20 protein-coding genes are annotated in these 24,964 nt (G+C 67.6%); 9 read left to right on the forward strand and 11 right to left on the reverse strand.

The features are described 5' to 3' along the window. Positions 1 to 33: 33 nt before the first annotated feature. Positions 34 to 891: an alpha/beta hydrolase gene (locus RUU78_RS19820; protein WP_313919379.1), complete on the reverse strand. Its 858-nt coding sequence runs from the start codon at positions 889 to 891 to the stop codon at positions 34 to 36. Between the two features lie 188 nt (positions 892 to 1,079). On the opposite strand from RUU78_RS19820, the gene RUU78_RS19825 reads away from it, so the two are divergent. After that, on the forward strand, positions 1,080 to 1,583 hold the full coding sequence (locus tag RUU78_RS19825) for a GNAT family N-acetyltransferase (protein ID WP_313919382.1): 504 nt from the start codon (positions 1,080 to 1,082) through the stop codon (positions 1,581 to 1,583). A gap of 43 nt (positions 1,584 to 1,626) precedes the next feature. On the opposite strand, the gene RUU78_RS19830 is transcribed toward RUU78_RS19825, so the two are convergent. After that, entirely contained in the window at positions 1,627 to 2,595 is a 969-nt protein-coding gene (locus tag RUU78_RS19830) for a hypothetical protein (protein ID WP_313919383.1), read from the reverse strand. 494 nt (positions 2,596 to 3,089) lie between these two features. Beyond that, positions 3,090 to 3,347: an accessory factor UbiK family protein gene (locus RUU78_RS19835; protein WP_313919385.1), complete on the reverse strand. Its 258-nt coding sequence runs from the start codon at positions 3,345 to 3,347 to the stop codon at positions 3,090 to 3,092. Between the two features lie 304 nt (positions 3,348 to 3,651). Between RUU78_RS19835 and RUU78_RS19840 the strand changes: the two genes are divergently transcribed. Then, a complete protein-coding gene (locus RUU78_RS19840) occupies positions 3,652 to 3,990 on the forward strand; it encodes a P-II family nitrogen regulator (RefSeq protein WP_313919387.1) in 339 nt (112 codons plus the stop codon). Between the two features lie 86 nt (positions 3,991 to 4,076). After that, positions 4,077 to 4,406 (forward strand): hypothetical protein, encoded by a 330-nt coding sequence (locus RUU78_RS19845; protein WP_313919389.1) that lies wholly within the window; start codon positions 4,077 to 4,079, stop codon positions 4,404 to 4,406. On the opposite strand, the gene RUU78_RS19850 is transcribed toward RUU78_RS19845, so the two are convergent. Then, on the reverse strand, positions 4,390 to 6,783 hold the full coding sequence (locus RUU78_RS19850; RefSeq protein WP_313919391.1) for an ATP-binding protein: 2,394 nt from the start codon (positions 6,781 to 6,783) through the stop codon (positions 4,390 to 4,392). The two genes, RUU78_RS19845 and RUU78_RS19850, sit on opposite strands and share 17 nt — an antisense overlap. Further along, complete coding sequence (locus tag RUU78_RS19855; RefSeq protein WP_313919393.1) at positions 6,780 to 7,985, reverse strand: EAL domain-containing response regulator; 1,206 nt, start codon at positions 7,983 to 7,985, stop codon at positions 6,780 to 6,782. The genes RUU78_RS19850 and RUU78_RS19855 overlap by 4 nt, the downstream gene beginning before the upstream one ends. Before the next feature lie 392 nt (positions 7,986 to 8,377). Between RUU78_RS19855 and gltB the strand changes: the two genes are divergently transcribed. The 4 genes from gltB to RUU78_RS19875 all read left to right on the forward strand — a co-directional run bounded on the left by gltB (position 8,378) and on the right by RUU78_RS19875 (position 15,813). After that, positions 8,378 to 12,835, forward strand: coding sequence for a glutamate synthase large subunit (gltB, locus tag RUU78_RS19860; RefSeq protein ID WP_313919395.1), 4,458 nt, complete (start codon positions 8,378 to 8,380; stop codon positions 12,833 to 12,835). Then, positions 12,832 to 14,253, forward strand: coding sequence for an FAD-dependent oxidoreductase (locus RUU78_RS19865; protein WP_313919397.1), 1,422 nt, complete (start codon positions 12,832 to 12,834; stop codon positions 14,251 to 14,253). The genes gltB and RUU78_RS19865 overlap by 4 nt, the downstream gene beginning before the upstream one ends. A gap of 74 nt (positions 14,254 to 14,327) precedes the next feature. Beyond that, the gene (locus tag RUU78_RS19870) at positions 14,328 to 14,666 is read left to right on the forward strand and encodes a hypothetical protein (RefSeq protein ID WP_313919399.1); all 339 of its coding nucleotides are present in this window, start codon (positions 14,328 to 14,330) and stop codon (positions 14,664 to 14,666) included. A 7-nt stretch (positions 14,667 to 14,673) separates the two neighbouring features. Beyond that, entirely contained in the window at positions 14,674 to 15,813 is a 1,140-nt protein-coding gene (locus tag RUU78_RS19875; RefSeq protein ID WP_313919401.1) for a DUF2167 domain-containing protein, read from the forward strand. Positions 15,814 to 15,906: 93 nt separating this feature from the next. Here the strand turns inward: RUU78_RS19875 and RUU78_RS19880 are convergent, their stop codons facing one another. After that, entirely contained in the window at positions 15,907 to 16,623 is a 717-nt protein-coding gene (locus RUU78_RS19880; protein WP_313919403.1) for a 2OG-Fe(II) oxygenase, read from the reverse strand. Positions 16,624 to 16,693: 70 nt separating this feature from the next. Here RUU78_RS19880 and RUU78_RS19885 point away from each other — a divergent pair, with 70 nt between their 5' ends. Together RUU78_RS19885 and RUU78_RS19890 are read left to right on the forward strand one after the other, a co-directional pair. Next, positions 16,694 to 17,977 (forward strand): acetyl-CoA C-acetyltransferase, encoded by a 1,284-nt coding sequence (locus RUU78_RS19885; protein WP_313919405.1) that lies wholly within the window; start codon positions 16,694 to 16,696, stop codon positions 17,975 to 17,977. Positions 17,978 to 18,099: 122 nt separating this feature from the next. Then, on the forward strand, positions 18,100 to 19,248 hold the full coding sequence (locus RUU78_RS19890) for an RDD family protein (RefSeq protein ID WP_313919406.1): 1,149 nt from the start codon (positions 18,100 to 18,102) through the stop codon (positions 19,246 to 19,248). Positions 19,249 to 19,370: 122 nt separating this feature from the next. On the opposite strand, the gene RUU78_RS19895 is transcribed toward RUU78_RS19890, so the two are convergent. The 5 genes from RUU78_RS19895 to RUU78_RS19915 form a co-directional block, all read right to left on the reverse strand. After that, complete coding sequence (locus tag RUU78_RS19895) at positions 19,371 to 19,949, reverse strand: YkvA family protein (RefSeq protein WP_313919408.1); 579 nt, start codon at positions 19,947 to 19,949, stop codon at positions 19,371 to 19,373. A 189-nt stretch (positions 19,950 to 20,138) separates the two neighbouring features. Next, entirely contained in the window at positions 20,139 to 21,950 is a 1,812-nt protein-coding gene (locus tag RUU78_RS19900; RefSeq protein WP_313919409.1) for a phospholipase D family protein, read from the reverse strand. 16 nt (positions 21,951 to 21,966) lie between these two features. Beyond that, positions 21,967 to 22,542 carry a YceI family protein gene (locus tag RUU78_RS19905; RefSeq protein WP_313919411.1) on the reverse strand — a complete coding sequence of 192 codons (576 nt, stop codon included), beginning with the start codon at positions 22,540 to 22,542 and terminating at the stop codon, positions 21,967 to 21,969. 11 nt (positions 22,543 to 22,553) lie between these two features. Continuing rightward, complete coding sequence (locus RUU78_RS19910; RefSeq protein ID WP_313919412.1) at positions 22,554 to 23,030, reverse strand: histidine phosphatase family protein; 477 nt, start codon at positions 23,028 to 23,030, stop codon at positions 22,554 to 22,556. 67 nt (positions 23,031 to 23,097) lie between these two features. Then, the gene (locus RUU78_RS19915) at positions 23,098 to 24,831 is read right to left on the reverse strand and encodes a serine hydrolase domain-containing protein (protein ID WP_313919413.1); all 1,734 of its coding nucleotides are present in this window, start codon (positions 24,829 to 24,831) and stop codon (positions 23,098 to 23,100) included. Positions 24,832 to 24,964 lie beyond the last annotated feature (133 nt).

Genomic DNA, 24,964 nt, shown 5'->3' on the forward strand with positions numbered 1-24,964 from the left:
CAGATGCCAGGCACCACGCCGTCCTGAGAACAACTACGGCGATGCGGGCGGTGTCGACCGCACGAACGCCAGCACGTCAGCCAGGGTCGGCGCGAGCCAGGTGAAGCGCAGTGCGGCGAGCACACGGAAGTGGCCGGCGTTCGGATAGCGCCGGAACGTCACGGGCACCTTGTCCTGCTCCAGCGCAGTGACGAGCGACACCGCATTGCGCGGCTGCACGATGCGATCGCGGTCGCCCTGCACGACGAGGAACGGCGGTTCGTCGCCGTCGACGAAGCGCACGGGTTGGGAGGCTGGCCATTCGTCCGGGCTACCGAAGACCTCGACCAGGGCCGGGTCGGTCAGCGGCAGGAAGTCGTAGGGGCCGGCCAGGCCGATGGCGCCGGCGAAATCGGTCGGCTTCAGGCCCTGGCTAGCGAGGTAGTGCGCGTCGGTGGCCAGCAGCGCCGCAATGTGCGCACCGGCCGAGTGGCCCACGAGGAAAATGCGCCGGGGGTCACCGCCGAGCTCGGCTGCGTGGTCGACGGTCCAGCGTGCCGCCGCGGCGGAGTCGAATTCGAAGATCGGAAACGTGCCGGCCGGATACTTGCGGTAGTCGGCGATGACGGTCAGCACGCCGTTAGCCGCAAGCGCACGCCCGGCGAAGGCGTAGCCGCCACGCTCGCCGTTGCGCCAGCTACCACCGTAGAAGAACAGCGCCACGGGCAGTGGGCGGTCTGCGTTCGGCGGTCGATACACGTCGAGTTTCAGATCGTGTTCGGCCGAATAGGTATGCGCGCTGGCTTCGATGCCGTCATGCCCGGTGTTGACCGTGCGGAAGAACGCGGCCTGGCAGGCGCAGAGCAACGGTAGTGCCAGCATGACCATGCAGGCTCGAAACAGGGTTCGCATGCGCGCCCTCCGGGCGAGGCGGAAAAAGGCAGCCAGGGCAGGCTGGGTATATGCAATGACGCGACGATTCCAGCAACGCCCCGCGCTCAGCAGCCGAGCGTATCGCACGCGATTCGCACGCAGGAGCGCCGGCATGCAACAGAGCCACGCAGCCACCGGCTCCCCGGGTTCGCGCTGAAGCGGACCGCATGGCCGATGCGGCGTTCTGGTTCAATGGCTGGGCGGCACCGACGCCGTACGGACTGGGGACTACCGTGACCACCACCATACGCCGCCTTGCCGCGCAGGATCGCGCCGCTTGGGATCCTCTCTGGGCGGCCTACTGCGCGTTCTATCGCGCCGAGGTCGACGCGACGGTCACCGCGTACACGTTCGAACGGCTGTGCGAAGGTACAAGCATGAGCGGCTTCATCGCGCTCGACGAACAGGGCACGGCCGTCGGGTTCACGAATACCTTATTCCACGAATCTACCTGGTCGTTGCGCAGCTACTGCTACCTGGAAGATCTCTTTGTCGCACCGGAACAGCGAGGGACCGGCGTCGCCCGCGCGTTGATCGAGCAGGTCTACGCCGAGGCCGATGCGCGCGGCGCCGAGCGCGTCTACTGGCATACGCAGGAGTTCAATGCGGCGGCGCGTTCGCTGTATGACACGCTGGCCCGGCGTACGTCCTTCATCGTCTACCGGCGCTGAGCTGGCAGGCGCCGGCATCTTCGCCGACGCCTGCCCGGCCTGATCAATAGGCCTGTTTCACGTAAGTGATCTGCACATTGCCGCCGGTGACGTAAGCGTCGCGCTGGTTGTTGCAGGTGCCCGCGTCGCTGCGCTCGTCGCAGTAGGACGTCTTGCCGTCGGGTGACACGATCGGCGCGTAGGTCACGCCTTTGGGCGTGGCGCAGGAGGCCGGCGTGCCGGTGGCCAGCGGCGCATTTGTCGGCGCGCCGCAGGCGGCCGACGGATTCGGGTAGCCGGCGTTGGCCTGTGCGCCGTTACAGTTGGTCGCGGCCCAGCCGAAGACGCCGGGCTTGTTGGCATTGCTGCCCAGCAGGCCGTTCTGCGCCGTGCTGGTCGCGGCCGGCCAGCCGCTGCCGCTGGTGACGACCTTGAGGATCGCATTGACGCCGTTGACCGCGCTGATGTCGGTATCGTCGGCGTTCGCGCAACTGCCGCCGACCGAGCCGTTGACGCCGAAATTGATCGAGGCTTCGGCCAGGTTGGTCGCGTTCGGGAACGTCGCGTTGTTGCAGCCGTTGTTGTCGGCGAAACCGACGTTGGTCGGCGTGAAGAAGAAATTGAAGGTAACGGCCGGACTGCACTGGGCGGTGCCGCAGGCGGTGGTACTGGGCGTATAGGTGATGGTCTCGCCGGCCGCCATCTGGTACGAGCCCTTGTCGGTCACGCCGGTGACTGGGGTGAACTTCACGGTCTTGCCGGCGACGCTGGACGTGAATGCGAGATTGGCGTCGGTCAGGCTCGTGATCTGCGTGCCGAGGCTGCTGCAGCCCGCCGGTGGCGAGGCCGGCGGCTGGCCGAGCACGAGGTTGGCGTAGACGCTCGCGCTGGAACTGTTGGTGACGGCCACGCCGGTCGGTACGGCACCGCTCTTCAACGAATTCATCGCGCCCGACTGGGCCAGCGCATAGGCGGCTGGCAGCAAGGCTGCGACCACGACGGATACACGGAAACGAAGATCTGTCTGCTGCATGGCCATTCCCCTGGATGGTTGCAAGAAACCCGCCGATGGCGGGCATGTCGCAGCCGGCATGCATTCGACGATCTGTCGGATCGTCGTCTTCCCGTATTCGCCGCCGCTGCCCGCGCAGAAGCTACCTGTGTACTTCGCGTCTTACAAGCATTGTGCGCATTTCATTTTCGTGAACAAGGCGGGATCGCGTGCGCGGTGACTCTGGAGGGGCCGGGCCGAACTCGAGTCTTCCCCGACCGGGGCTGGTGGGCAGCGGGCTCGACATGTGGGCATTCCGAACGGAGCGACCAAACGGCTGGGCGCGGAGTGCTTTGCGCCCGAGGTAACCACAGGCGACGTAGTGCGAGGGGGGCCATCCATGGCCGTTTTCCGCGGTCCCCGCTCAGGGGGAACGGACTCCAGACGGGTGCTCGAGGTCGTGCCGCGGCGGTGATGGCGGCGGCGATGAGTGTCGCGGGCGATCGGGTGGCAGAGGGCTGCCTCGGGAGGTAAGGCTAATGCTTCGGCGCCTGCAGCAGCTGTTCGAGCTGCGCGACGCGGGCTTCCAGCGCCTCGACCTTCTCCCGGGTGCGCAGCAATACGCTGCGTTGCACATCGAATTCTTCGCGGGTGACCAGATCGAGCTTGCGCAGGCCGGCGCGCAGCGCGTCCTTGATGTTGTCGGCGACGTCGGCGCCGGCACTGCTGAGGCCGGCGGGAACGAGTTCCGTAAGGCGGCGGGCCAGTTCGTCTACGGTGCGTGCATCGATCATGGAGGTCTCCGAGGCGGTGGCTGCTCCTGACGCCTGCCGATGGCGCCGCGGACGAGCCGCGTGGCATTGCAGGATGGAGCAGGGCCGGCGCGGTGGCCGGCGATGGGCTTAGTTTAGCCGAGCCGGATGCGGCCGGCCGTCGGAAATCGCCTGACAAATGCCTCGGAAAAATCCGAGAGCACTTGCATCTGCTGCAAACGACGCACCGGAATGACACGATGAAGACCGGTGAGGCCACGCAAAGGCTTGGGCTATAGTCGCGCCGACGCGCAGTCTCGCGCGCAATCAGGCCGAGGCCGCAACCATGAAAATGATCACCGCCATCATCAAGCCGTTCAAACTCGATGATGTGCGCGAAGCACTGTCGGAGGTCGGCGTGCAGGGCATCACCGTGACCGAGGTCAAGGGCTTTGGCCGGCAGAAGGGCCACACCGAGCTGTACCGTGGCGCCGAATACGTCGTCGACTTCCTGCCCAAGATCAAGCTCGAGGTCGCGGTCAGCGCCGACCTGTGCGATCGCGTGGTCGAAGCGATCATGCAGTCGGCCAATACCGGCAAGATCGGCGACGGCAAGATCTTCGTCTACCAGCTCGACCAGGTGCTGCGCATCCGCACCGGGGAAATGGACGCCGAGGCGCTGTAATGGAGTCTGCCGCAGCGCCGCCATCGCAGCACACTCGTGGGCACTATGTCTGCCCGGCCTGTGCCGGCCGTTTCGAGTCGCGCGAGTTGCTGACCCAGACGCGACCGAAGATCCCCGCGCCGCTGCGCTGGCAGCACAAAGTGGTGTGTTGCCCGCATTGCGAGGCCGTGCTGCGCTCGCGTCACGAGCAGCGAATGACGTCGATGGAAAGCGGCATGTGGTTCGTCATAACCATTTTCTGGATCGTTTTGCGCGGTCCCGAGCGTGGTGTCGCAGATCTGTTTCTGATTGCGCTGGCCGGCGCTCTTCTCTACCACACCTGTATTTCTGTGCTGCGCCACCGCAAGGATCCGCGCGCCTATGTGCGCGACGTGGTCGTGGATCTGCCCCGCCCGGACATCACGCCGACCGCGTAGGCAATGCACTGAGTTCATCGAGCGCAGCCCGCAGCGGCGCGAGCTTGGGCAGCACGACGGACAGTGCCGCTGACCCGCGCAACTCCTGCTCGATCACCCCGGCCTGTTGCGCCAGTTCCCCCGCACCGACCAGCCGTGCCGCGCCCTTGATGCGGTGCGCCTCGCGCGCGGCGCCGTCGCGGTCGCCGCGCTCGAACGCGTGTTCCAGCGCGAGCAGGTCGCTTTCCGCAGCGGCCAGGAATTCGTCGATCAGCTGACGCGCCTCGCGCGCGTCGCCGCCGGTGATTTCGTCGAGCACGCTGCGGTCGATCGCACCGGGTAGCGCGATGGCGGCGGCATCGACCGGCGGCAACTCGGGAAACGGCACATGCGGCAGCCAGATCCGCAGCTTGGCCGCGAGCTGCGCGATGCTGACCGGCTTGCCGAGGAAATCGTCCATGCCGGCCGCCACGCAGCGCTCGGCCTCGCCCTTCGTCACGTTCGCGGTCAGGGCGACCACGGGAGTGCGTGCGCGCGACTCGCGCTGCTCGGTCGCGCGCATCGCGGCGACCATGGCATAGCCGTCCATACGCGGCATGTGGATGTCGGCCAGCACCAGGGCGAAGCGGCCGCTCAGCCACTGCTGCAGGCCTTCCTCGCCGTCACCGGCGCTGAGGCAGGCATAGCCGGCCTTGGCCAGCTGGCGGGCGATGACGTCCCGGTTGGTCGGGTGGTCGTCGACGAGCAGGATCAGGCTGCGTTCGTGCTCGGCCTGCGCGATGCCCGGGGCTGGCCGCTGCGGGATCCGCGTTTCGCGACGCAGTGGCGCGGCGTCCGCCGCGACTGCTTCGCGAGTCGCGGTCGGCAGCGCGAGGACGAGGCTGACCGATGTGCCTTCGCCGAGCCGGCTGCGCAGGCCGATTTCGCCGCCCATGGCCTGGGCCAGCCGCTGGCTGATGGCCAGGCCGAGGCCCGTGCCGCCGTAGCTGCGCGCCGTGCCCGCCTCGGCCTGGGCGAACGGCGTGAATAGCCTGTCCTGCTGTTCCTGGCCGATACCGATGCCGCTGTCGTGCACGCGCAGCGCGATGGTCTGGCTGGTCGGGTCCCCCATCAGCAGTTCCAGCTCCACGCGCACGCCGCCCTTGTGGGTGAACTTGAGCGCGTTGGACAGCAGGTTCGACACGATCTGGCGCAGACGCAGCGGGTCGACGAGGTGCGCGTCCGCAATGCCCGCGTCGATCTGCAGGGTCAGGTACAGGCCGCGCGACGACGCCACGCCCAGGAAATTGTTGATGGTCTGTTCCAGCAGCCGGCGCAGATCAGTCGCCGCAGGCGCTATCTCCAGCCGTCCGGCCTCGATCTTCGAGAAATCCAGAATGTCGCCGATGATCTGCAGCAGTGACTGCGCCGAGGTGTCGATGACGTCGACGCAGCGGCGCTGCTCGGCATCGAGGTCGGTATGCGTGAGCAGTTCGAGCATGCCGACGACGCCGATCATCGGCGTGCGGATCTCGTGGCTCATGGCGGCGAGAAACGCGGTCTTGGCGCGATTCGCCTCGGTCGCCAGCGCTTCGGAATGACGCAGCTCCACTTCGTGACGCCCGAGGGTCTCGCGCATCTCGACGAAGGCCGTGGCGACCTGGCCGAGCTCGCCGCGCGGCCATTCGCCGACTGGCGCCGCGTAATCTCCGGCACGCGCCGAGCGAGCGAGCCGCACCAGTTCTTCGACGCCGCGATAGATGTGCCGCAGGATGCGCCGCCCGGCGACGGCGACGATAGCGAACGCCAGCAGGCTCAGGCCTAGGCGCCACAGGCTGATGCGCACGGTGCGCCGCGCGTCGGCGTCGAGGTTGCCGTTGGCGGTGATCATCTGGAGTTCGGACAGGAACTTCAGCCGCGTCGTGACCGGATCTATCGCGGGATACAGTTCGGTGTCGGCGAAGCGGCCCAGATCGTCGATGTTCTGCGACTTGAGGATCGCGCGCAGCTTGGCCGCGGCGCGGTCGGCGCTCTCGCGCTGGCGGCGGATGTCGTCGATCAGGGTCTGCTGCACTTCGGTCAGGTGCGTGCTGAGCAGCTTGTCCCACTGGTCCTGGATCCGGTCCGAGGCGCGATCGAGCACTTCAACGCCCTGTTCCCAGCCCATCAGCTCGTTGCGCACGCGGAACGTCGTGTCGACCACGTCCATGCCGTAGGCATCGGAAATGTTCTTGACGTAGCGCAGGCCGGCAAGCGAATCCTCGCGCAACTGGGTAATGGTCCTGACCGTGGCGCGCTCGTTGAGCGTGTCGAGCACGAGCACGGTGGCCCCGGTCGCGAGCAGCAGGCCGAACAGGCCCAGCAGCTGCTGGCGGATGCTGAGCGTGAAGCGGCCCATTCGCGTCAGGCCCGGCTTCATGACGGCATCTGCGGCGATCTCCACTGGCGCACCTGTTCGACCAGCGCGGTGCCGGAGACGGCGGGACTGATCAGATAGCCCTGGGCGTAGTCGCAGCCCAGTTCGGCCAGCATCTGCCAGTCCTCCAGCGTTTCCACGCCTTCGGCCACGGTGCCGAGGTCGAGCTTGCGCGCAAGCGCCAGGCTGGTCTCGACCACGGCGCGCTTGCGCGGCTGGCGTACCGCGCCGGTGACGAAGCCCTGGTCGATCTTGAGCTCGGTAAACGGAATCTGCGACAGCTGAGAGAGCGAGGAATAACCGGTGCCGAAATCGTCGATGGCCAGGCCGAAGCCCTTCAGGCGCAGCCGCGCCAGCACGTTCAGCGCGCTGGCCGCTTCGCCCATGACTGAGCCTTCGGTGACTTCGAGCACGACGTCGCGCGTGCGCACACCGGCCTGCTGCACGATCTGCTGGTAGCGGTCGGCGGTATCCACGCGCGCGAGGTTGAGCATGGACACGTTGACCGAAAGGCGCAGGTCCAGCCCGGCGGCGGCCCAGCGCACACGCCAGCGACAGGACTTGCGCAGCATGCTTTCGGTCAATGCATCGATGAGGCCTTCGCGCTCGATCTGATGCAGAAACTGCGCCGGCAGCAGCACCTGGTCGTTGCGCACCCAGCGCGCCAGCGCCTCGACGCTGACCGCATGGCCGCTCGCGATGGACACCTGCGGCTGGAACCAGGGTTCGATCTCCTCGGCTTCGATCGCCTCGACGAGGGTCTGGCGGTCGAATTCCACGGGCACGAGATAGCCGCTCTCCTCGGCTTCGTGGTGGAACAGCGCCAGCACCTCCTGCAGCTTGGCGGCGGTCAGCGGCTTTTCCACCGCGCCGAGCACGCGCAGGCCGGAGGCACGCGCCATGGTCTGCACGGTGTGGAGCAGGGCCGGGTCCAGCGCCGACAGCACGACCACGGCGCGGGCGAGACGGCGGCTTGCGACATGCCCGATCAGTTCGATGCCGTCCATCTCCGGCAAGTCCAGATCGACCAGCAGCACATCGGGCTTTTCCTGCAGCGTAAGCAGGATATCCAGCGCGGCGCGGCCGTGCGCGGCTTCGTAGACGCGCTCGACGCCGAGCCCCGCCAGCAGGCGCAGCGCGATGTTGCGCTGGAAGCTGTGGTCCTCGACCACCATCACCGACAATTCAGCGATACGAGCAGTCATCCGCCCCCCCTGTCCCGTGGCGTGTCCGACTGTACCGCGAACGTCCGTGATGGTGCAGGCGCGAAGGGCAGACTCCGGACGACCCGCTGATGCCGACGCGTAGGTGCGTTGCGACAGGAACTTCGCGCATCCAGCCCACATTATTGCAATGTATATTTTGCCGCGTGCGTGGGCATGACCGGACATTTGGATGGATTGCTCGGGTTGCTTCTGCGAATGCTCGGCACCGGCTTCGAGTTTGATCATTTGACGCATCGCAGCATCTATGTTTGATTCGAAGCCGTGGCCCTGACCGGGCTTTGCCATCGGGCGCGAGGGACCGCGCGCCGCCCAAGCTTCCGTCGCGCTCGGCCGCACTGGATCGGTCCGCGCGGCTCCGCCAGGATTGCAGCATGACGCGACGCAGCACGCCGCGCCTGTACGACCCCGCCTTCGAGCACGACAGCTGCGGGTTCGGACTGATCGCGCAGATCGGCAACCGGCCCAGCCGCTGGCTCGTCGACCAGGCTTTTTCCGCGCTCGCGCGCATGGCCCATCGCGGCGGCGTCAACGCGGACGGCGTGACCGGCGACGGCAGCGGCATCCTGCTCTACCGTGCCCAGCCCTGGCTGCGCGCACTGGCGGACGAAGCCGGCATCGCACTCGGTGACCGCTTCGCCGCCGGGCTGGTATTCCTGGACCACGACGAGGCGCGGGCGCAGGCGGCGATCATGCAGTTCGAGCGCGTGCTCGCCGAGGAAGACCTCGTGCCGGCCGGCTGGCGCGACGTACCCGTCAATGCGGCGGCCTGCGGGCCGATGGGCCAGGCACATGCGCCGCGTGTGCGGCAACTGTTCGTCGAACCGGCCAGCGGCACCGACGAAGCGACCTTCGAGCGCCAGCTGTTCCGCGCGCGTCGCCGCGCCGGGCATGCGCTCGGTGACGATGCGAGTTTCTACATCGTGAGCCTGTCGGCCGCGACCATCACCTACAAGGCGATGACCGCGCCAGGCGCGTTGCGCGATGCCTTCCCCGATCTCGCCCACGCCGCGCTCAGCGCGAGCGCCGCGGTGTTCCACCAGCGCTTTTCCACCAACACGATGCCGAACTGGCGGCTGGCGCAGCCGTTCCGCCTGCTCGCCCACAATGGCGAGATCAACACGATTCGCGCGAACCGCACCTGGGCCGCGGCGCGTTCAGTGAAGATGGTCTCGCCGCTGCTCGATCTTTCCGACATCGGTCCGCTGGTCGGCACGCGCGGCTCGGATTCGCAGAGTCTGGACGAGATGCTCGACGTGCTGCTCGCCGGCGGCATCGATCTGCTGACCGCGATGCGCATCCTCGTGCCGCCCGCCTGGAACGCGCGCGAGTCCATCGACGAGGATCTGCAGGCGTTCTACGAGTACTACGCGCTGCACAGCGAGCCCTGGGACGGCCCAGCCGGCCTGGTCATGTGCGATGCGCGCTATGCCGCGTGCACACTGGACCGCAACGGCCTGCGTCCGACGCGCTGGCTGCGCACCGAGGACGAGCATCTCGCGATCGGCTCCGAAGCCGGCATCTGGGACATCGCCGACGAGGCCATCGTCGCCAAGGGCCGGCTCGGCCCCGGCGAGATGCTCGCGGTGGACCTGGCCGAGGGACGCCTGCTCGACAATGCGGCGATCGACGCGATCAACCGCGCGCGCGCGCCGTTCAAGCAGTGGCTGCGCGACGAGATGCACTATCTCGAGTCGCATCTGATCGACCCCGCGCTGGCGGCCGAACCGTTCCCGCCGGACATGCTCGCGCGCTTCCAGAAGCAGTTCGCGCTGACCCGCGAGGAGCGCGACGTCGTTCTCAAGGCGCTCGCCGAGGACGAATCCGAGGCGACCGGCTCGATGGGCGACGACACGCCGATCGCGGTGCTGTCACAGCAGTCGCGGCCGCTGTACGAATACTTCCGCCAGGCCTTTGCCCAGGTCACCAATCCGCCGATCGATCCGCTGCGCGAGCGTCTGGTCATGTCGCTCGTGACCCAGATCGGGCGCGAGGGCAACGTGTTCGAGCTCACCGCCGAGAACGCGCGCCAGGTGCTGCTGAATTCACCGATCCTGTCGCAGCGCAAGCTGCGCCAGATCCTGGCGCTGCCGCAGGCGTGCAACGCGCAGGTACGGCTCGATCTGTACTACGACCCGGCCGTCGGCCTGGAACGGGCGATCCGCGATCTTTGCGCGGCAGCCGAGGAGACGGTACGCGACGGCGCGCTGATCGTGCTGCTGTCGGACCGCTATCCCGTACCGGGCCTGCTGCCGATCCACGCGCTGCTCGCGACCGGCGCGGTGCACGCGCACCTGTTGCGTACGCAGCTGCGCTGCGACTGCAACCTGCTGGTCGAAACCGGCACGACGCGCGATCCGCATCATTTCGCCTGCCTGATCGGCTTCGGCGCGACGGCGGTATATCCCTACCTCGCCTACCAGACCCTGTTCGACATGAACCGCCGCGGCGAGCTCAAGGGCATGGAAGGCGAGCCGCCGTCGGAGATCGGCCGCAGCTACCGGCGCGGCATCCGCAAGGGCCTGCTCAAGATCATCTCCAAGATGGGCATCGCGACGATCGCCGGCTATCGCGGCGCGCAGCTGTTCGAGATCGTCGGCCTGTCACGCGAAGTCGTGGACCTGTGCTTCCCAGGCGCGCCCTCGCGTATCGGCGGCGCCGACTTCGACGACATCGAAGCCGAGTACCGTGCCCAGCTCGCCGCCGCACGCGACCCGAGCTATGCGCTGCCGCCGGGCGGCCTGCTCAAGGCCGTGCCCGACGGCGAATACCACATGTATAACCCGGCCGTGATCGGCAGCCTGCAAGCGGCGGTGCGCACCGGCGACGTGCGGCGCTATCGCGACTACGCCGAACACGTGAACAACCGCGCGCCCGCGGCGCTGCGCGACCTGTTCGCGCTGCAGCCGGCGCACGCCGCGATTCCGCTGGATGAGGTCGAACCGATCGAGGCCATCCTCGCGCGCTTCGATTCGGCCGGCATGTCGCTCGGCGCGCTGTCGCCCGAGGCGCACGAGGCACTGGCCACCGCGATGAACCGGCTCGGCGCGCGGTCCAATTCCGGCGAAGGCGGCGAAGACCCGGCACGCTACGGCACCGAACGCAGTTCCAAGATCAAGCAGGTGGCCTCGGGCCGCTTCGGCGTGACGCCGGCCTATCTGGTCAGCGCCGAGGTTCTGCAGATCAAGATCGCCCAGGGCGCCAAGCCCGGTGAAGGCGGCCAGCTGCCGGGACACAAGGTCAACGGCCTGATCGCGCGGCTGCGCTATGCCAAGCCCGGCATCGGCCTGATCTCACCGCCGCCGCACCACGACATCTACTCGATCGAGGACCTCGCCCAACTGATCCACGATCTGCGCGAGATCAATCCTCAGGCGCTGATCTCGGTCAAGCTGGTCTCGCACGCCGGCGTCGGCACGATCGCGGCCGGCGTCGTGAAGGCGGGGGCGGATCTCATCACCGTGTCCGGCCACGATGGCGGCACCGGCGCGAGTCCATTGACCTCGATCCGCTATGCCGGCTCGCCGTGGGAACTGGGCCTGGCCGAGACCCAGCAGACGCTGGCGATGAACGGCCTGCGCGATCGCGTCATCGTGCAGACCGACGGCGGCCTCAAGACCGGCATGGACGTGGTCAAGGCCGCGGCGCTCGGTGCGCAGAGCTTCGGCTTCGGCACCGCACCGATGGTCGCACTGGGCTGCAAGTTCCTGCGCATCTGTCACCTGAATTCCTGCGCCACGGGCGTGGCGACACAGAACGAGGTGCTGCGTCGTCAGCATTTCCACGGCATACCCGAAATGGTGCAGAACTATTTCCGTTTCGTCGCCGGCGAGACGCGCGAAATCCTCGCGAGCCTCGGCCTGCGCAGCCTCGGCGACGCGGTCGGCAACGTCGGCCTGTTGCGCCGCATCGACGGCGTCACGCGCAAGCAGAACGAGCTCGACCTCGACGGCCTGATCCATTCGGCCATCGCGCCTGAGGCGGGCGCCTGCGGTCCGTGTATCGCACCGCCCGCAGCCGACGGGCTGGCGGCGCGGACCGTGGCCGATACCGCCGCCGCGGTCGCAGCACGCCAGGGCGGCGATTTCCACTATGCGATCAGGAACACCGATCGCTCGATCGGCGCGCGGCTGTCCGGCGAGATCGCGCGCCGCTGGGGCGACGAGGGAATCCTCGAAACGCCGCTGACCCTGCACCTGAGCGGCAGCGCCGGGCAGAGCCTCGGCGCCTGGAACGCCACCGGCCTGCACATCGTGCTGCGTGGCGAAGCCAACGACGGCGTCGGCAAGGGCATGCACGGCGGCCGCATCGTCGTGCGTGCGCCGGACACGGCACGCTACGCGAGCCAGGACAGCGCCATCGTCGGCAACACCTGCCTGTACGGCGCCACCGGCGGTGAGCTGTACGTCGCCGGTCGCGCCGGCGAGCGCTTCGGCGTGCGCAATTCCGGCGCGCTGGCCGTGGTCGAAGGCGTCGGCGACCATGCCTGCGAGTACATGACCGGCGGTGCCGTCGTCGTGATCGGTCAGTCGGGCCTGAACTTCGGCGCCGGTATGACGGGCGGCTACGCCTACGTGCTGGATCTCTCGCGCGACTTCGTCGACCGCTACAACCACGAACTCGTCGACATCCACCGCATTTCGCTCGAAGGCATGGAGAATCACCTGCAGCATCTGCGCGCGCTGCTGCGCAACCACATCGACTGCACGGCCAGCCAGTGGGCGGCGCGCCTGCTCGGCGACTTCCGCGACGTGCTGCACAAGTTCTGGCTGGTCAAGCCCAAGGCCGCGAGCCTGGATGCGCTGGCCGAAGCGCTGAGGCGCGCCGCATGAGCGAGAAGACATTTCCGTTCCTCCAGTTCCATCGGGCGCTGCCGCAGGAAGTGCCGGTATCGATCCGCGTGCTCGGCCACGGAGAGATCCATGGCGGCTTCGCCAACGGAGACGCGGGCGACCAGGCCGCGCGCTGCATCGACTGCGGCAATCCGTACTGCTCCTGGGGCTGCCCGCTCGGCAACCGCATCCCGCAGTGGCTGCAGCTCGTGCGCGACGGCCGTATCGAGGACGCCGCGACGCTGATGCACGAGACCAATCCGCTGCCGGAAATCTGCGGCCGCGTCTGTCCGCAGGACCGCTTGTGCGAAGGTGCCTGCACCCTGGAGGAAGGTGGCTTCGGTGCGGTCACGATCGGTGGCATCGAACGTTGGGTCACCGACGAAGCCTTGCGTCGCGGCTGGCGCCCGGCCATGCATACGCAGGAACGTAGCGGCCAGCGCGTCGCCATCGTCGGCGCCGGCCCGGCCGGGCTCTCGGCGGCGGATCGGCTGATCCGTGCCGGCATCGCGGTCGACGTATTCGATCGCTACGAGGAAGCCGGCGGCTTGCTGACCTTCGGCATTCCGGCGTTCAAACTCGAAAAATCCGTCGTGCGCACGCGCCGCGCGGTGCTCGAGGAACTCGGCGTGGTGTTCCGGCTCGGCATCGAGATCGGCCGCGACCTGCCGTTCGCGCATCTGCTCGACGGCTACGACGCGGTATTCCTCGCGACCGGCGCCTATACCAGCGTCGATGCGCAGCTGCCCGGAGCCGAGCTAGACGGCGTGCATTCGGCGCTGCCGTTCCTGGTTGCGAACACGCGCCGGCTGCTCGGTACGGCGACGACCCAGGCGCTGCCCGATCTCGCCGGTAAGCGCGTGGTCGTGCTCGGTGGCGGCGATACGGCGATGGACTGCGTGCGTTCGTCCATCCGTCTGGGCGCGCAGCGCGTCTCCTGCATCTACCGCCGCGACGAGGCCAACATGCCCGGCTCGCGGCGCGAAGTGAAGTACGCGCGCGAGGAAGGCGTCGAATTCCTTTTCCAGCGCCAGCCGCTCGCGATCCTCGGCGGCGAGCACGTCGAACGCGTGCGCGTGGCGCAGACCGAGCTCGTCAGCGCGGCGGCTGGCCGCGCGCAGAGCCGCATCGTTGCCGGCAGCGAGCAGGAACTCGGCGCCGACGTCGTGATCCAGGCCTTCGGCTTTCTCGCCAGCCCGCCGGACTGGTGCGCGGAGCACGGCATCACGCTGGACGCGAACGGCCGCATCCTCGTCGGCGGCCCGGGCCGCGCGCCGCAGCAGACCACGAACCCGAAGGTCTTCGCCGGCGGCGACACCGTGCGCGGCGCCGACCTCGTCGTGCGCGCAGCGCTCGACGGCCGCGAGGCCGCGCGCGCGATCCTGAGCCGCCTGCAAGCTGTGACGGCGTCGACATAGGCGCTTGCGACGGGAGCGGAACGCCGCCGACAATCCGTCGGCCCAGGGGCGGGCCATCGCGGAGTTACTCTTTCATGCGGGCAGTGTGGGCAAGTGCAGTGATGGCCGTGGCCATGGATGCGTTCGCGGCCGATCCGGACGAAGCGCAGATCGAGCAGCTGATGAACGCACCGGCGAAGCCGGCAGCGGCCACTGCCAGGCCGGAGAAGAAGGGCGCGGCGAAGAACGAACCTGACAGCGCCGCCGATCTGGTCGGCCAGCGTGTCGCGGTCGAAACGCGCCAGCGTGGCTTCTATATCGGCACCCTGACCGCGGTCACGCGCGAGACGCTGACCCTCGCCATCGAGCTGCCGGCGCGCAGCGTGAGCTATTCCTTGCCGCGCGGCGACGTCGCCAGCGTCACGGTGCGCTGAGGCTGCCATGAAACTGATGCTGATCGCCTACGCACTGTCGCTGATGTTCGTTCTGCTCATGGTCGTGCGCGTCTGGCGCGCGAGCGTGCTGGACGGCGTGCTCACCCTGCTGGTGCCGTTCTATTTCATCGTCGCGATGATCAAGTACTGGAACGAGCCGGATCACACCATTCGCTTCCATGTGCTCGGTCTCGTGATCTGCAGCGGTATCGCCTACTACGCGGCGACCAACGTCGCGCGCGACGTCATCGTCGGCACGCCGGAGCAGCGTACCGCCATGGTGAAAGCCTTTCGCGACGAGGGAGTGGCCCTGACGGCGGAGCAGGAAAAGGGCCTGCTCAGCGATGATCCCGACGTCGTGATGGCGACCCTGCAGTCACTGGACATGGAATCCACAGACAGCGACGGCAACGCTGATGGTGCCGTCGCCACGCGCCCGCGCGACGCGGAGTTCGAGAATCCTGCGCCGGTCCCGGTCCAGGAACGTCCGGCCGAAGTGCTGAGCTACGCCGAAGCGGCGCGCCGTGCCGTGTTCAACCGCGGCCGCTACACGCGCGAAGCCATCGGCATCACGATCGATGTGCCGGCGAAGTTCCGCCTGATCAGTGCCACCGATGCGCGCCGGCTCGACCAGGCCCGCGGCCGCAGTGACGACACGCGCGGCCTGGGCTGGATCATCCACGAGAATCTTGCGCTGACCGATCCGGACGCCTGGCACGTCGGCGTGCGCTGGCACAGCGACGGCTGGGTTGCGGCGGCGGCGCTGGATCCGGTCGGCCTGCTCGACAGCGCGCTCGCCAACAAGGCGCCGGCGCCGCGGGTCGCAGTCAGCCACAGCGACCTGCTCGGCTACGCGGTCGCGCCGCAGTTCGATGGGCAGGTGATCGACTGGGCCGAAGAGCGTGTACTGGTCAATTCGGACGAACAGGTAGTCGACTGCCACGCTTTGCGCCTGGGCCGTCGTGGCGTGGTCGAGTTCAGCATCACCGGCATGTCGCCCAAATCGACTTCGCTGTGCCATGCAACCGTACGCCTGCTGGCGACGCGCGCGAGCTTCGCGCCCGGCAAGCAATACGAAGCGACCGCACCCGCGGAAGGCCTGCGCGCACCGTATACGGTAGCAACGCTGGCGACCCACGCGTTCTAAGCGAGGAATGAGGGGAGAGGAGTGAGAAACGAGTAGAAGCGGCGAGGCCAGCCCTCACTGTTTTCTCACTCCTCTGCTCTTATTTTTCGCCTTTCACGCATTGTATCCTTTGTACAAAGTACCATGCGCCTCGCGCGCTTCCTCGGGTGGACGCCGGGTCGTGTAGTAGTACAACGCGATGGACTGGCGGAAGACGCCGTCGGGCGCGGCCCAGGGATTCGGGTGGCCGTGGAAGGTATCCGAGCGCGTGGCGAACACCACAGCACGGTTGAACAGTGGCTCGACGCTGCGCACGCGACGCGTGCCGGTCGTATCCCACAGTTCCAGCTCGCCGCCGTAGCCCGGCTCCCAGTGCGGGCTCAGGTAGATCAGCAGGTTCAGGCGCCGGTGCGCCTGCAGGCCCTCATGCCAGTTGAAGTCGGCGTGGATGCCGAGGTGATCGCCCTGCCGGCTCAGATGGATGCCGCCGCCGACCAGGCCCGGATCGGGCAGCAGGTGGTCAATGCCGCTGAGGCGCTCGAGGAAACGGATGAAGGGACCGGAGTTGAGGTCGTGAATCGCGCGGCGCAGCGCCGGCGGGAAGCGCACCTCGTCGGAGGAGCCAAGCTTGACTTCGTAGCCGATCGCGCCGAAACGGTCCCAGGACAGGCGGTCTTCGGGCTTGGGGAACACGGCGGACAGCTCGCTCGCGGAAGCGGGCTCGAGGAAGTCCTCGAACACGGCGTGCGGGTACGGATCGGCGGCGCGAAAGTCCGCGGTCGCGGCGGCGCCCCGCGCATCCAGCCTGTCAAGATCGAAAACGTACGGCATAGAATAAGCAACTACCGTGAAACGCCTGATGATAGCAGGCGCTTCCCCCCCAGCCGCAGGAAGGCGAATCGTGAGCAGCAAGCAACGCGTAGGCATCATCGGCGGGGTGCGCATCCCCTTCTGTCGCAACAACACGGCCTACTCCGACGTGGGCAACCTCGGCATGTCGATCAAGACGCTCGGCGCGCTCGTGGAGAAATACGGCCTGCACGGCGTGGAACTCGGCGAGGTCGCGATGGGCGCGGTGATCCACCATTCCTCGGACTGGAACCTCGCGCGCGAAGCCGCGCTGTCCTCGGGCCTGGCGCCGACCACGCCAGGCATCACGATGGCGCGCGCCTGCGGCACGTCGCTGGACACCGCCATCCACATCGGCAACAAGATCGCGGTCGGCCAGATCGAGGCCGGCATCGCCGGCGGTTCGGACACGACCAGCGACGTGCCCATCGTCTACGGCAAGAAGCTGCAACAGCGCCTGCTCGCAACAGCGCGCGCCAAGACGCCGCTGGACAAGATCAAGACCTTCCTGCGCGGCTTCGGCCTCAGCGAGCTCAAGCCGCATTTTCCCGGCGTGGCCGAACCGCGCACCGGCAAGTCCATGGGCGATCACTGCGAGCTCATGGCCAAGGAATGGAAGATTCCGCGCGAGGCGCAGGACCAGCTCGCGTGGGAAAGCCACCAGAAGGCTGCGGCGGCGTATCAGCGTGGCTTCTACAAGGATCTGGTCGTGCCGTTCCGCGGCGTGGAGCGCGACAACATCCTGCGTCCCGAAACGACGCTGGAAAAGCTCGCGAGCCTGAAACCCGCCTTCGACAAGACCTCGGGCAACGGCACGCTGACCGCGGGCAACTCGACGCCGCTGACGGACGGCGCCTCAGCGGTGCTGCTGGCCAGTGACGCCTGGGCGCAGTCGCGCGGACTGAAGGTGCAGGCCTACCTGACCCATGCCAAGGCGTCCGCGGTCGACTTCGTGCATGGCGAAGGCCTGCTGATGGCGCCGACCGTCGCAGTCGCGCAGATGCTCAAGGACGCCAACCTCACCTTGCAGGATTTCGATTTCTACGAGATCCACGAAGCGTTCGCCGCACAGGTGCTGTGCACCCTGCGAGCCTGGGAAAGTGCGGACTACTGCAAGAATCGCCTTGGCCTGGATACGCCGCTGGGCAGCATCGACCCGGTGAAAATGAACGTCAACGGTTCCTCGCTCGCGCACGGCCATCCGTTCGCAGCGACCGGTGCGCGCATCGTGGCGAACCTGGCCAAGCTGCTGGAGGAAAAAGGCAGTGGCCGCGGCCTGATTTCAATCTGCACCGCCGGTGGCATGGGCGTCACGGCCATCCTCGAGCGCCCCTGACCGGACCACGCGGAGGCTCGCTCGCGGCGACTCCGTGTTCGTTTCGGGTTGCATGCGCGTTTTGAAACGGTAAAGTCGGGCCAGCGCGCCGGCCCGGCGCGCCTGCGTCTTCGGGGAGTCTCATGCAGAACACCAAACATGCCTTGGTGCTGACCGGCATCGTGTTGCCGGGTCACGCCGCGGAAACCGTCTGGCCAGCATTGGCGAGCTATTTCCGCATGGAACCGGACAAGGTGAGCGCGCAACTGGTGCCGCGCGCACCGGTCACGCTGAAGGAAAGCGACGACCTCGGCAAACTGCAGGGCCTGCAGGATGGCCTGCGCAGCATCGGCGCGGACAGCGAGATCCATGCGCTGGACGATCGCGGCAGCCTGTTCGCAGTGATTGGCGGAAAACCGCGCGGCCCGGTGCCGTATGCGTTCGTGGAGAGCAAGGTCGCCACGGGCGACTGGTCTGGCAATGTCGAAGTGGCGAAGGTTGGCGAAAACAACTGGGGCGCCTTCGGCCGACTCAGCGCACCCGCTGCCGCGGCTCCGCCACCGCCGCCGCCGCTGATGGCACCACCGCCTGCGCCGCGCGCGGCTGCGGCACCGCCGAGTTTCTCGATGTCGGCCGCTGCCGCGGAAACCGCGGTCATGCCGCCTTCGATGCCCGTCGCCGACCCGTATGCCTCGCCCTACGCCGCGCCCGACGCGCCGCTGGTGCGCAGCGGCGACATGCTCCAGGCCGGCGAACCATTGCCGCCCGGTGATGCGATTCACGCCGGCTTCTGGCGCCGTTTCGCCGCCTATACGCTGGACAATCTCATCCTGATCATCCCGGCGATGATCCTCGGCATCATCCCGATCCTCGGCATTCTGCTGTTCTACGTCGGCCGCTGGCTGTATTTCGCGCTGCTGGAGAGCGGCCCCAACCAGGCCACGCTGGGCAAGCAGGCCTTCGGCCTGAAGGTCACCGACGACTACGGCATGCCGATCACGTTCGGTCGCGCAACCGGCCGGTTCTTCGGTGGCGCGGTATCCAACATCATCCTGTACATCGGCTACATGATGGCCGGCTTCACCGAGCGCAAACAGGCGCTGCACGACCTGATGGCCAACACCTGCGTGGTGTTCAACACGGTCGAGCCCGGGCAGGACTACGAACTCGAGCGTCCGCCAATGCCGTGGTACGGCTGGGCACTGAATGTCGGCATCATCGCGCTGAGCGTCATCGGCATCATCGCGTGGTTCTGGGTCATGGCAGCCTTCATGAACAACTATCGCGGTTGAGCGACACGCGCGACGGGAAACCTGTCCCGTCGCGCGCCGCGCTGGGCCGCAAATGAAAAACCCCCGGCAAACCGGGGGTTTTTTGTCAGCGGCCTGTCATGGCGCGCATCAATCCGCTGCGCTCAGCCGAACTTGAACAGCGCCGGCTTCCAGGAGCTGCCACTGCCGCTGTAGGAATCCCGGCGACGACGGCGCATGCGGTCCTGCAGTTCTTCACGGCGGCCTTCGAGCCAATGCGCGCGCTGCACGTCATGGCTGGCCGGATCGACGCCGAGGCGGCCGGCCTCGGCATTGCGGAAATCACAGAAATCATCATAAGCGTCGAGTTCATGCTTGAGCTCGCGCACGCAGAGCTCGATCATGATCGCGTCGTCGAGGAAACCCAGTACCGGCACGGTGTCCGGGATCACGTCCTTGGGATCGGCGAAATAGGTCAACGCGGAAAGGACGCGGGTCTTGTCCTCGTCCGGCAGTGCCCAGCCGGCGTCGTGGACCATGTTGATCATGGCATCGAGCTTGGCCAGGCGATCGGCGATGAAATGCGGCACCACCACGTTGGCAGAATCGGCCAGCAGCTTGCGCGCCGCATCGGTGATCTGCTGCGCGGTCAGGTGCGTGGTTTCCTCCTGCGCCTTCTTCATGCCGTCGATGAAGTGCTGCAGATCGGCGTCGCCGAGGTCGATCGTGATGGTCAGAGACATGGCTGGTCTTCGGGTAGGCAGAGACTTCGCAGACTAGCCAGTGCAGGCCCGCGGCGTCAATTGAACCTTGGCGGTCCGCGCAGCGTCGCCAAGCCTCCCGATACCTGTGCTGCTGGAGTGCTTACGTAACACAGCGATCAAGCGTTCGCAGCCTCGGCGGTCGCCGGCAAAGGGTGCGCCCGCGTTGCCTCACAGGATCCCGACCAGCCCGGCCCCGAACGCCGTCACGATGCGCGTGTAGATGTGTTTCAGTGGCAGGTCGACGCCCGGAAAGTCCCCGACGGCTTCGTAGCAGTCGTAGAACCCCGGATCGTTGGTCCGCAGCGGTGTGCAGCCCGGCTTGAGTTCGAAGCTGGTCGCGTAGCGGAACGGCCAGAAATCGAACAGCGGCAGCGCGGTCGAGAAGTCGTGGATCGCGTTGTTGACGCGTTCGACCAGCAGCGGCCTGGGCCGCTTCGCGATGACCCAGGCGTTCTGCGGTTCGGTGTCGCGCAGCACGGATGCGCGCAACGCCCGCGCAAACGCCGCGTCGTGGATGATGAAGCCTGATTCGGTGTTGTAGTTGTCCGAACGCGGGTCGAAGTTGTGCGAGCCGATCAGGCTGATCCGGCCGTCGATGACGATGGATTTCGCATGCAGGCCGACACGCGGCCCCGGTGCCTTGTCGACCGGCACCGGCGTGGTATCGCTTTGCGGCGGATCGTCCGCGCTACCGGCCAGGGTTTCATAACCCGGGATCATGCGCGCCGCATCGCCAGGGAACGGCTTGAACTCGTGGATCTCGAAGCCGAGGTGCTTGATGTAGCGCTTTTTGTATTTGTGCGACAGCGCATATACGTAGAACGCGTCGGTCGCGGCCAGCGAGTTGGTCGACACGATCACGCGCAGGTCCGGTACGCGCTCGCGCAGGCTGCGGAACACGCGGCGCGCAGGCCGGCTGATGACGAGATACGGGGTCTGCAGCACGATTTCGTGCCGGGCATGTGCGAGCAGATCGACGATATGCCGCGTCAGCGCCTTGTCGGCGCGGTTTTCCGGCTCCAGCGGCTTGTTTGGCGAATCCGAGAAATAGTCGACCTGGGCCACGCGAAAACCGTGCGCGACGAAACGAGTGGTGATCCAGTTGCCGTCGTCGGCCTGGCGCAGGATCGCCGCGACGCGATCGGGCCGCTGCCACGCCGGCGTGTCCCAGGGCGGCGCGGGCTCACGCTCGATCTGCATCACGCGGCGGTTCACGTCCTTGAGCTGGGTCATGCTGCGCGTGCGCTTGTGCGACCAGAACTGCTCGAACGAGGCCTGCATCTGCCTGCCCGCATGCACGCCGGTCACGGCCACGTCGCGATCGCGGTAGTCGAACGCCGGGTCCCAGTCGAAATAGCGGTCTTCGTAGTTGCGTCCGCCGGCGACACCAGTCTCGCCGTCGACCAGCAGCAGTTTGTTGTGCATGCGCTGATTGAACTGGAAGAAGCAGCAGAGGATGTTGGCGGCAAATTCCAGTGGCTGCGTTGCGCCGTCGTCGAACGCCGGGTTGTACAGGCGCAGCTCGAAATTCGCGTGGGCGCGCGCCAGGCGCGCGAGCAGGGTGTAGTCGCCGAGCGAGAACAACTGGTCGGCGATGACGCGCACGTGCACGCCGCGGCGCGCGGCGCGGATCAGTTCGTCCAGGACCAGATAGCCGGAGTCGTCGGGAGAAAAAATAAAGGTCTGTACTTCGATACTCTTGCGTGCGCTGCGCACCAGGTGCAGACGCAGCGCGAGCGAGTCGGCGCCGTGATCGAGCAGGGTCACGAAATGACGCGCGCCGCCAGCCTGCACGCTCTCCTGGTACAGCTCGTGATACGGCGAGTCGGGCGCACAGTGGTCGGCGCGGTCGCAGCTGAGTGTGCGGTCGCGCAGTTGCTCGACCACCGCGTCGGCTCGGCGCACGCGTTCGCGCGACAGCGCGCAACCGGCCAGCAGCAGTGTCGCCAGCGCCAACAGGATCAGGCGTCCGTTCCGCATGGGGATCAATTCCGTTTCAATCGGGTGGCGCGACGGTGCGCACCGTGAAGTGCAGGCGCACCTTGTCCGCCAGGGTAGCGCGGCGCGTGCGCATGCCGAAATCGCTGCGCTGCACGGTGCCTTCGGCCACGACAGCGCAGCTCAGCGCGACGGCGCCGGGACACTCGCTCGGACTCAGCCGCAGGCTCGCCGGCCGGGTCAGCCCACGCAGGGTCAGGTTGCCGACGATGTCGCCGCCGCGTTCGAGTGTGGCGAGCGGAAAAGGCTCGGAGTCGAACTCGATGTAGGGATGCCGGGCCGCGTCGAAGAATTCGTCCGACCTGACCCACTCCTCGTAACTGGTGCGGCGCATCGACAACGCGCGCGTGTCGATGCGGGCGCGCACGCGCGCGCTGCGCGCCTCATGGTCGATTTCGACCTCGCCGGTAACCGCTCCGAAGCGGCCGGCGACATCGAACATCCACATTACGCGCACCTCGAATTCGGCCGAGGAACGCGCCGGGTCCAAAGCGATGGGCTCGCTTCGGGCCGTAGAACAGGCCAGCGCCAGTAGAAGGACGCCCGTGAAGCTCCACGCGCGCGGCTGGGACATGGCCCGTCCGCCTAGGGCGACCAGAACGCCTTCACGCTGCCGCTGCCCGGTTCGATGTCCTTGTCCTTGCCGATTTCCAGCCAGGCGATTCCGGCCGGCGGCACGCCGCGGAATTCACCGGACTGGCCGGTGGCCAGCAGCGCGACCAGGGTCTCGATGCCGGGGTTGTGACCGACGAGCAGCACTTGTCCGGCGTCGCGGTGCTGGTCGAGCAGGCCCATGAGATCGCCGGCCGTGGCTTCGTAGATGGCCGGTTCGTAGCGTGTGTCGGAATACTCGATGCGCGCGAGCACGCGTTCCAGGGTCTGCCGCGTGCGTGTCGACGGCGAACACAGCACGCGCTGCGGCCGCGCGCCGCTCGCCTTGAGCCACTCCGCCGCGGCGTCCGCTTCCGCCTCGCCGGTCAGGCTCAGCGTTCTGTCGCCGTCGGCCTGTTCCGCGCCGGGATTGCCGGCATGGGCGTGTCGCAGCAGGATGAGTTCTTGCATGGCTGGCTTCCTCGCCTGTCGTTAAGAGCCCTATGGTGCACCAAGCCCGGGCGGGTTTGGCGACCGCTCATTGCCGTTCGAACACATAGCCGGAATAGTGCAGGCGCGTGCGGCCGTCGCTGCGCTCCACGCGCAGGCGTTCGCCGACGATGGAACCCAGTCCTGGCACACGCAACGAGTCCGTGCCGCCGCCCTCGGGTTCCAGGGGCACGCGTGTGCGCAGCAGCGGGATGTCGAGTGGATAGCTGGCACTTAGCACCCCGTCGTCGAGGTCGACGCGCATCTGCGCGATGCCCAGCTCGTGGGTGATGCGGTCCGGGTTGAGCAGGCGGTATTGCCCGGCCAGTGCCTGCACTGCCGGGCTCAGCGCCGGTGGCTCCCAGGCACTGCCGATCAGGAAGCGACGGCGCACGGTCCAGACGATCAGCACGCGGTGTCCGTCGACGCGGGCCGGGGCAACCAGTACGCGGCGCAGCGGTCCCAGATCGAGCGGCAGGCCGAGCACGCGCAGGCGCAGGCGGTACCAGCCGTCCTCGCGACGCTCAGCAGCGAAGCGCAGGCCGAGCACGCGCACGTCGAAGTCGGTGCCATCCGGTGTGAGTTCGACCAGGCCCGCGGCGCTGGAGTAGTAGCGCGCGGCCTCGTCCGGCCGGGCCGTGTGCGGCCATTCGGCGGTTTCGGGCAAGGGCGCCTTGCGCTCGCGCGGCGCGATGCCGTGCGCGGCCTGCAGCCAGCCGTCGAGCAGGCGGTCGGTCGTGTCGTCGACGGTGTCGCCCGCATCCGCCCCATTGGCCAGCACGATGACCGCAGCGCGCTGGCGCAGCGCGATGTCGATGCGCGCACGCGAACCCGGATACAGCGAGCTCAGTCGCGCCACGGTGCCCACAGTCGCGCGCTGGTCGGCGAACAACGAAAAGGCGAGGCCGTTGCGGTAATCGAGGTCGAGCACCGATTCGGTGTTGTAGGGCTGGAACAGCGCAGTCAGGTCCATGGCCGGTTGGGCCGCGGTCAGCTGCTCGGCCAGCCGGGCAAGGTCGGCGAGACTGCCGCGCAGCCCCAGCGCAGCCTGCTCGCGCGCCAGCGGCGCCACGATCGGCCGGCCCTTGCGATGTCCCCGGGCGTCGTCGTCGCCAGCGGTGAAACCCGTATGGCGCAGGCCCAGCGGCCGCAGCACTTTCTCCTGTAGCAACGCCGCATAGGCCGTGTCGCCGGCGGCAGCCAACGCCCGGGCGGCGAGTTCCACGCCGATGTTGGAATAGGCGTAGACCTGTCCCGGCACCTGGGCAAGGTACAGCGCATCGGTCGGCGGCGAGTCCAGGCCCGGCGCGCCCACGTCGCGGTACATCCCGGCGAGGTGGTTGGGCGGCAGGCCGGCGTGATGGGTCAGCAGGCGTATCAGCGTCGCGGCCTGCGTATCGCCTCCGGCAATCACCAACTGGGGCAGGTAGCGCGCCGCTGGCGCGGTCAGGTCGATGCGTCCTTCGGCGGCCAGGCGTAGCGCGAGCGCAGCGACGAAAGGCTTGCTCAGATCGCCCAGGGCGTGGCGCGTCTGGTTGGTCAATGCGCGGCGCGCGGCGCGATCGGCAAAGCCGAAACTTTCGATCCAGCGCGTGCGGCCGTCGACGACCAGGGCGATGCCCAGTCCCGGCACGGTGCGGGTTCCGGCGAGATCGGCGAAGTCCGGACGCAGTTCGGCCTGGATCGCCTCCAGCGGCCCCGGATCAGCCGATATGGCGGAACGCGCGAACAGGATCGGTACGAGCAGGCTCAGCAGCAGCGGGAAGCGAACAAGGGCAGGCATACCACCGAGTGTGCCGATTGCCGGTAACGGTTGTGCGAAAGCCACCGGCGACCCGCTACGGTGACGGGACGCTACGCTCCGCGACAGCGTCACGAGCGAAGAACAAGCCGGAACCGGCGGCCCCGCCGTCGGC

Source organism: Tahibacter sp., assembly GCF_032229445.1.
In the GTDB taxonomy this organism is placed as follows: domain Bacteria; phylum Pseudomonadota; class Gammaproteobacteria; order Xanthomonadales; family Rhodanobacteraceae; genus Tahibacter.

Bases quoted from the DNA above. Each gene is read 5' to 3' on its own strand.
- RUU78_RS19905 (WP_313919411.1), bottom strand. From the start codon at position 22,542: ATGTCCCAGCCGCGCGCGTGGAGCTTCACGGGCGTCCTTCTACTGGCG.
- RUU78_RS19840 (WP_313919387.1), top strand. From the start codon at position 3,652: ATGAAAATGATCACCGCCATCATCAAGCCGTTCAAACTCGATGATGTG.
- RUU78_RS19865 (WP_313919397.1), top strand. From the start codon at position 12,832: ATGAGCGAGAAGACATTTCCGTTCCTCCAGTTCCATCGGGCGCTGCCG.
- RUU78_RS19870 (WP_313919399.1), top strand. From the start codon at position 14,328: ATGCGGGCAGTGTGGGCAAGTGCAGTGATGGCCGTGGCCATGGATGCG.
- RUU78_RS19910 (WP_313919412.1), bottom strand. From the start codon at position 23,030: ATGCAAGAACTCATCCTGCTGCGACACGCCCATGCCGGCAATCCCGGC.
- RUU78_RS19895 (WP_313919408.1), bottom strand. From the start codon at position 19,949: ATGTCTCTGACCATCACGATCGACCTCGGCGACGCCGATCTGCAGCAC.
- RUU78_RS19875 (WP_313919401.1), top strand. From the start codon at position 14,674: ATGAAACTGATGCTGATCGCCTACGCACTGTCGCTGATGTTCGTTCTG.
- RUU78_RS19855 (WP_313919393.1), bottom strand. From the start codon at position 7,985: ATGACTGCTCGTATCGCTGAATTGTCGGTGATGGTGGTCGAGGACCAC.
- RUU78_RS19890 (WP_313919406.1), top strand. From the start codon at position 18,100: ATGCAGAACACCAAACATGCCTTGGTGCTGACCGGCATCGTGTTGCCG.
- RUU78_RS19825 (WP_313919382.1), top strand. From the start codon at position 1,080: ATGGCCGATGCGGCGTTCTGGTTCAATGGCTGGGCGGCACCGACGCCG.
- RUU78_RS19850 (WP_313919391.1), bottom strand. From the start codon at position 6,783: ATGAAGCCGGGCCTGACGCGAATGGGCCGCTTCACGCTCAGCATCCGC.
- RUU78_RS19830 (WP_313919383.1), bottom strand. From the start codon at position 2,595: ATGCAGCAGACAGATCTTCGTTTCCGTGTATCCGTCGTGGTCGCAGCC.
- RUU78_RS19880 (WP_313919403.1), bottom strand. From the start codon at position 16,623: ATGCCGTACGTTTTCGATCTTGACAGGCTGGATGCGCGGGGCGCCGCC.
- RUU78_RS19820 (WP_313919379.1), bottom strand. From the start codon at position 891: ATGCGAACCCTGTTTCGAGCCTGCATGGTCATGCTGGCACTACCGTTG.
- RUU78_RS19900 (WP_313919409.1), bottom strand. From the start codon at position 21,950: ATGCGGAACGGACGCCTGATCCTGTTGGCGCTGGCGACACTGCTGCTG.
- RUU78_RS19915 (WP_313919413.1), bottom strand. From the start codon at position 24,831: ATGCCTGCCCTTGTTCGCTTCCCGCTGCTGCTGAGCCTGCTCGTACCG.
- RUU78_RS19835 (WP_313919385.1), bottom strand. From the start codon at position 3,347: ATGATCGATGCACGCACCGTAGACGAACTGGCCCGCCGCCTTACGGAA.
- gltB (WP_313919395.1), top strand. From the start codon at position 8,378: ATGACGCGACGCAGCACGCCGCGCCTGTACGACCCCGCCTTCGAGCAC.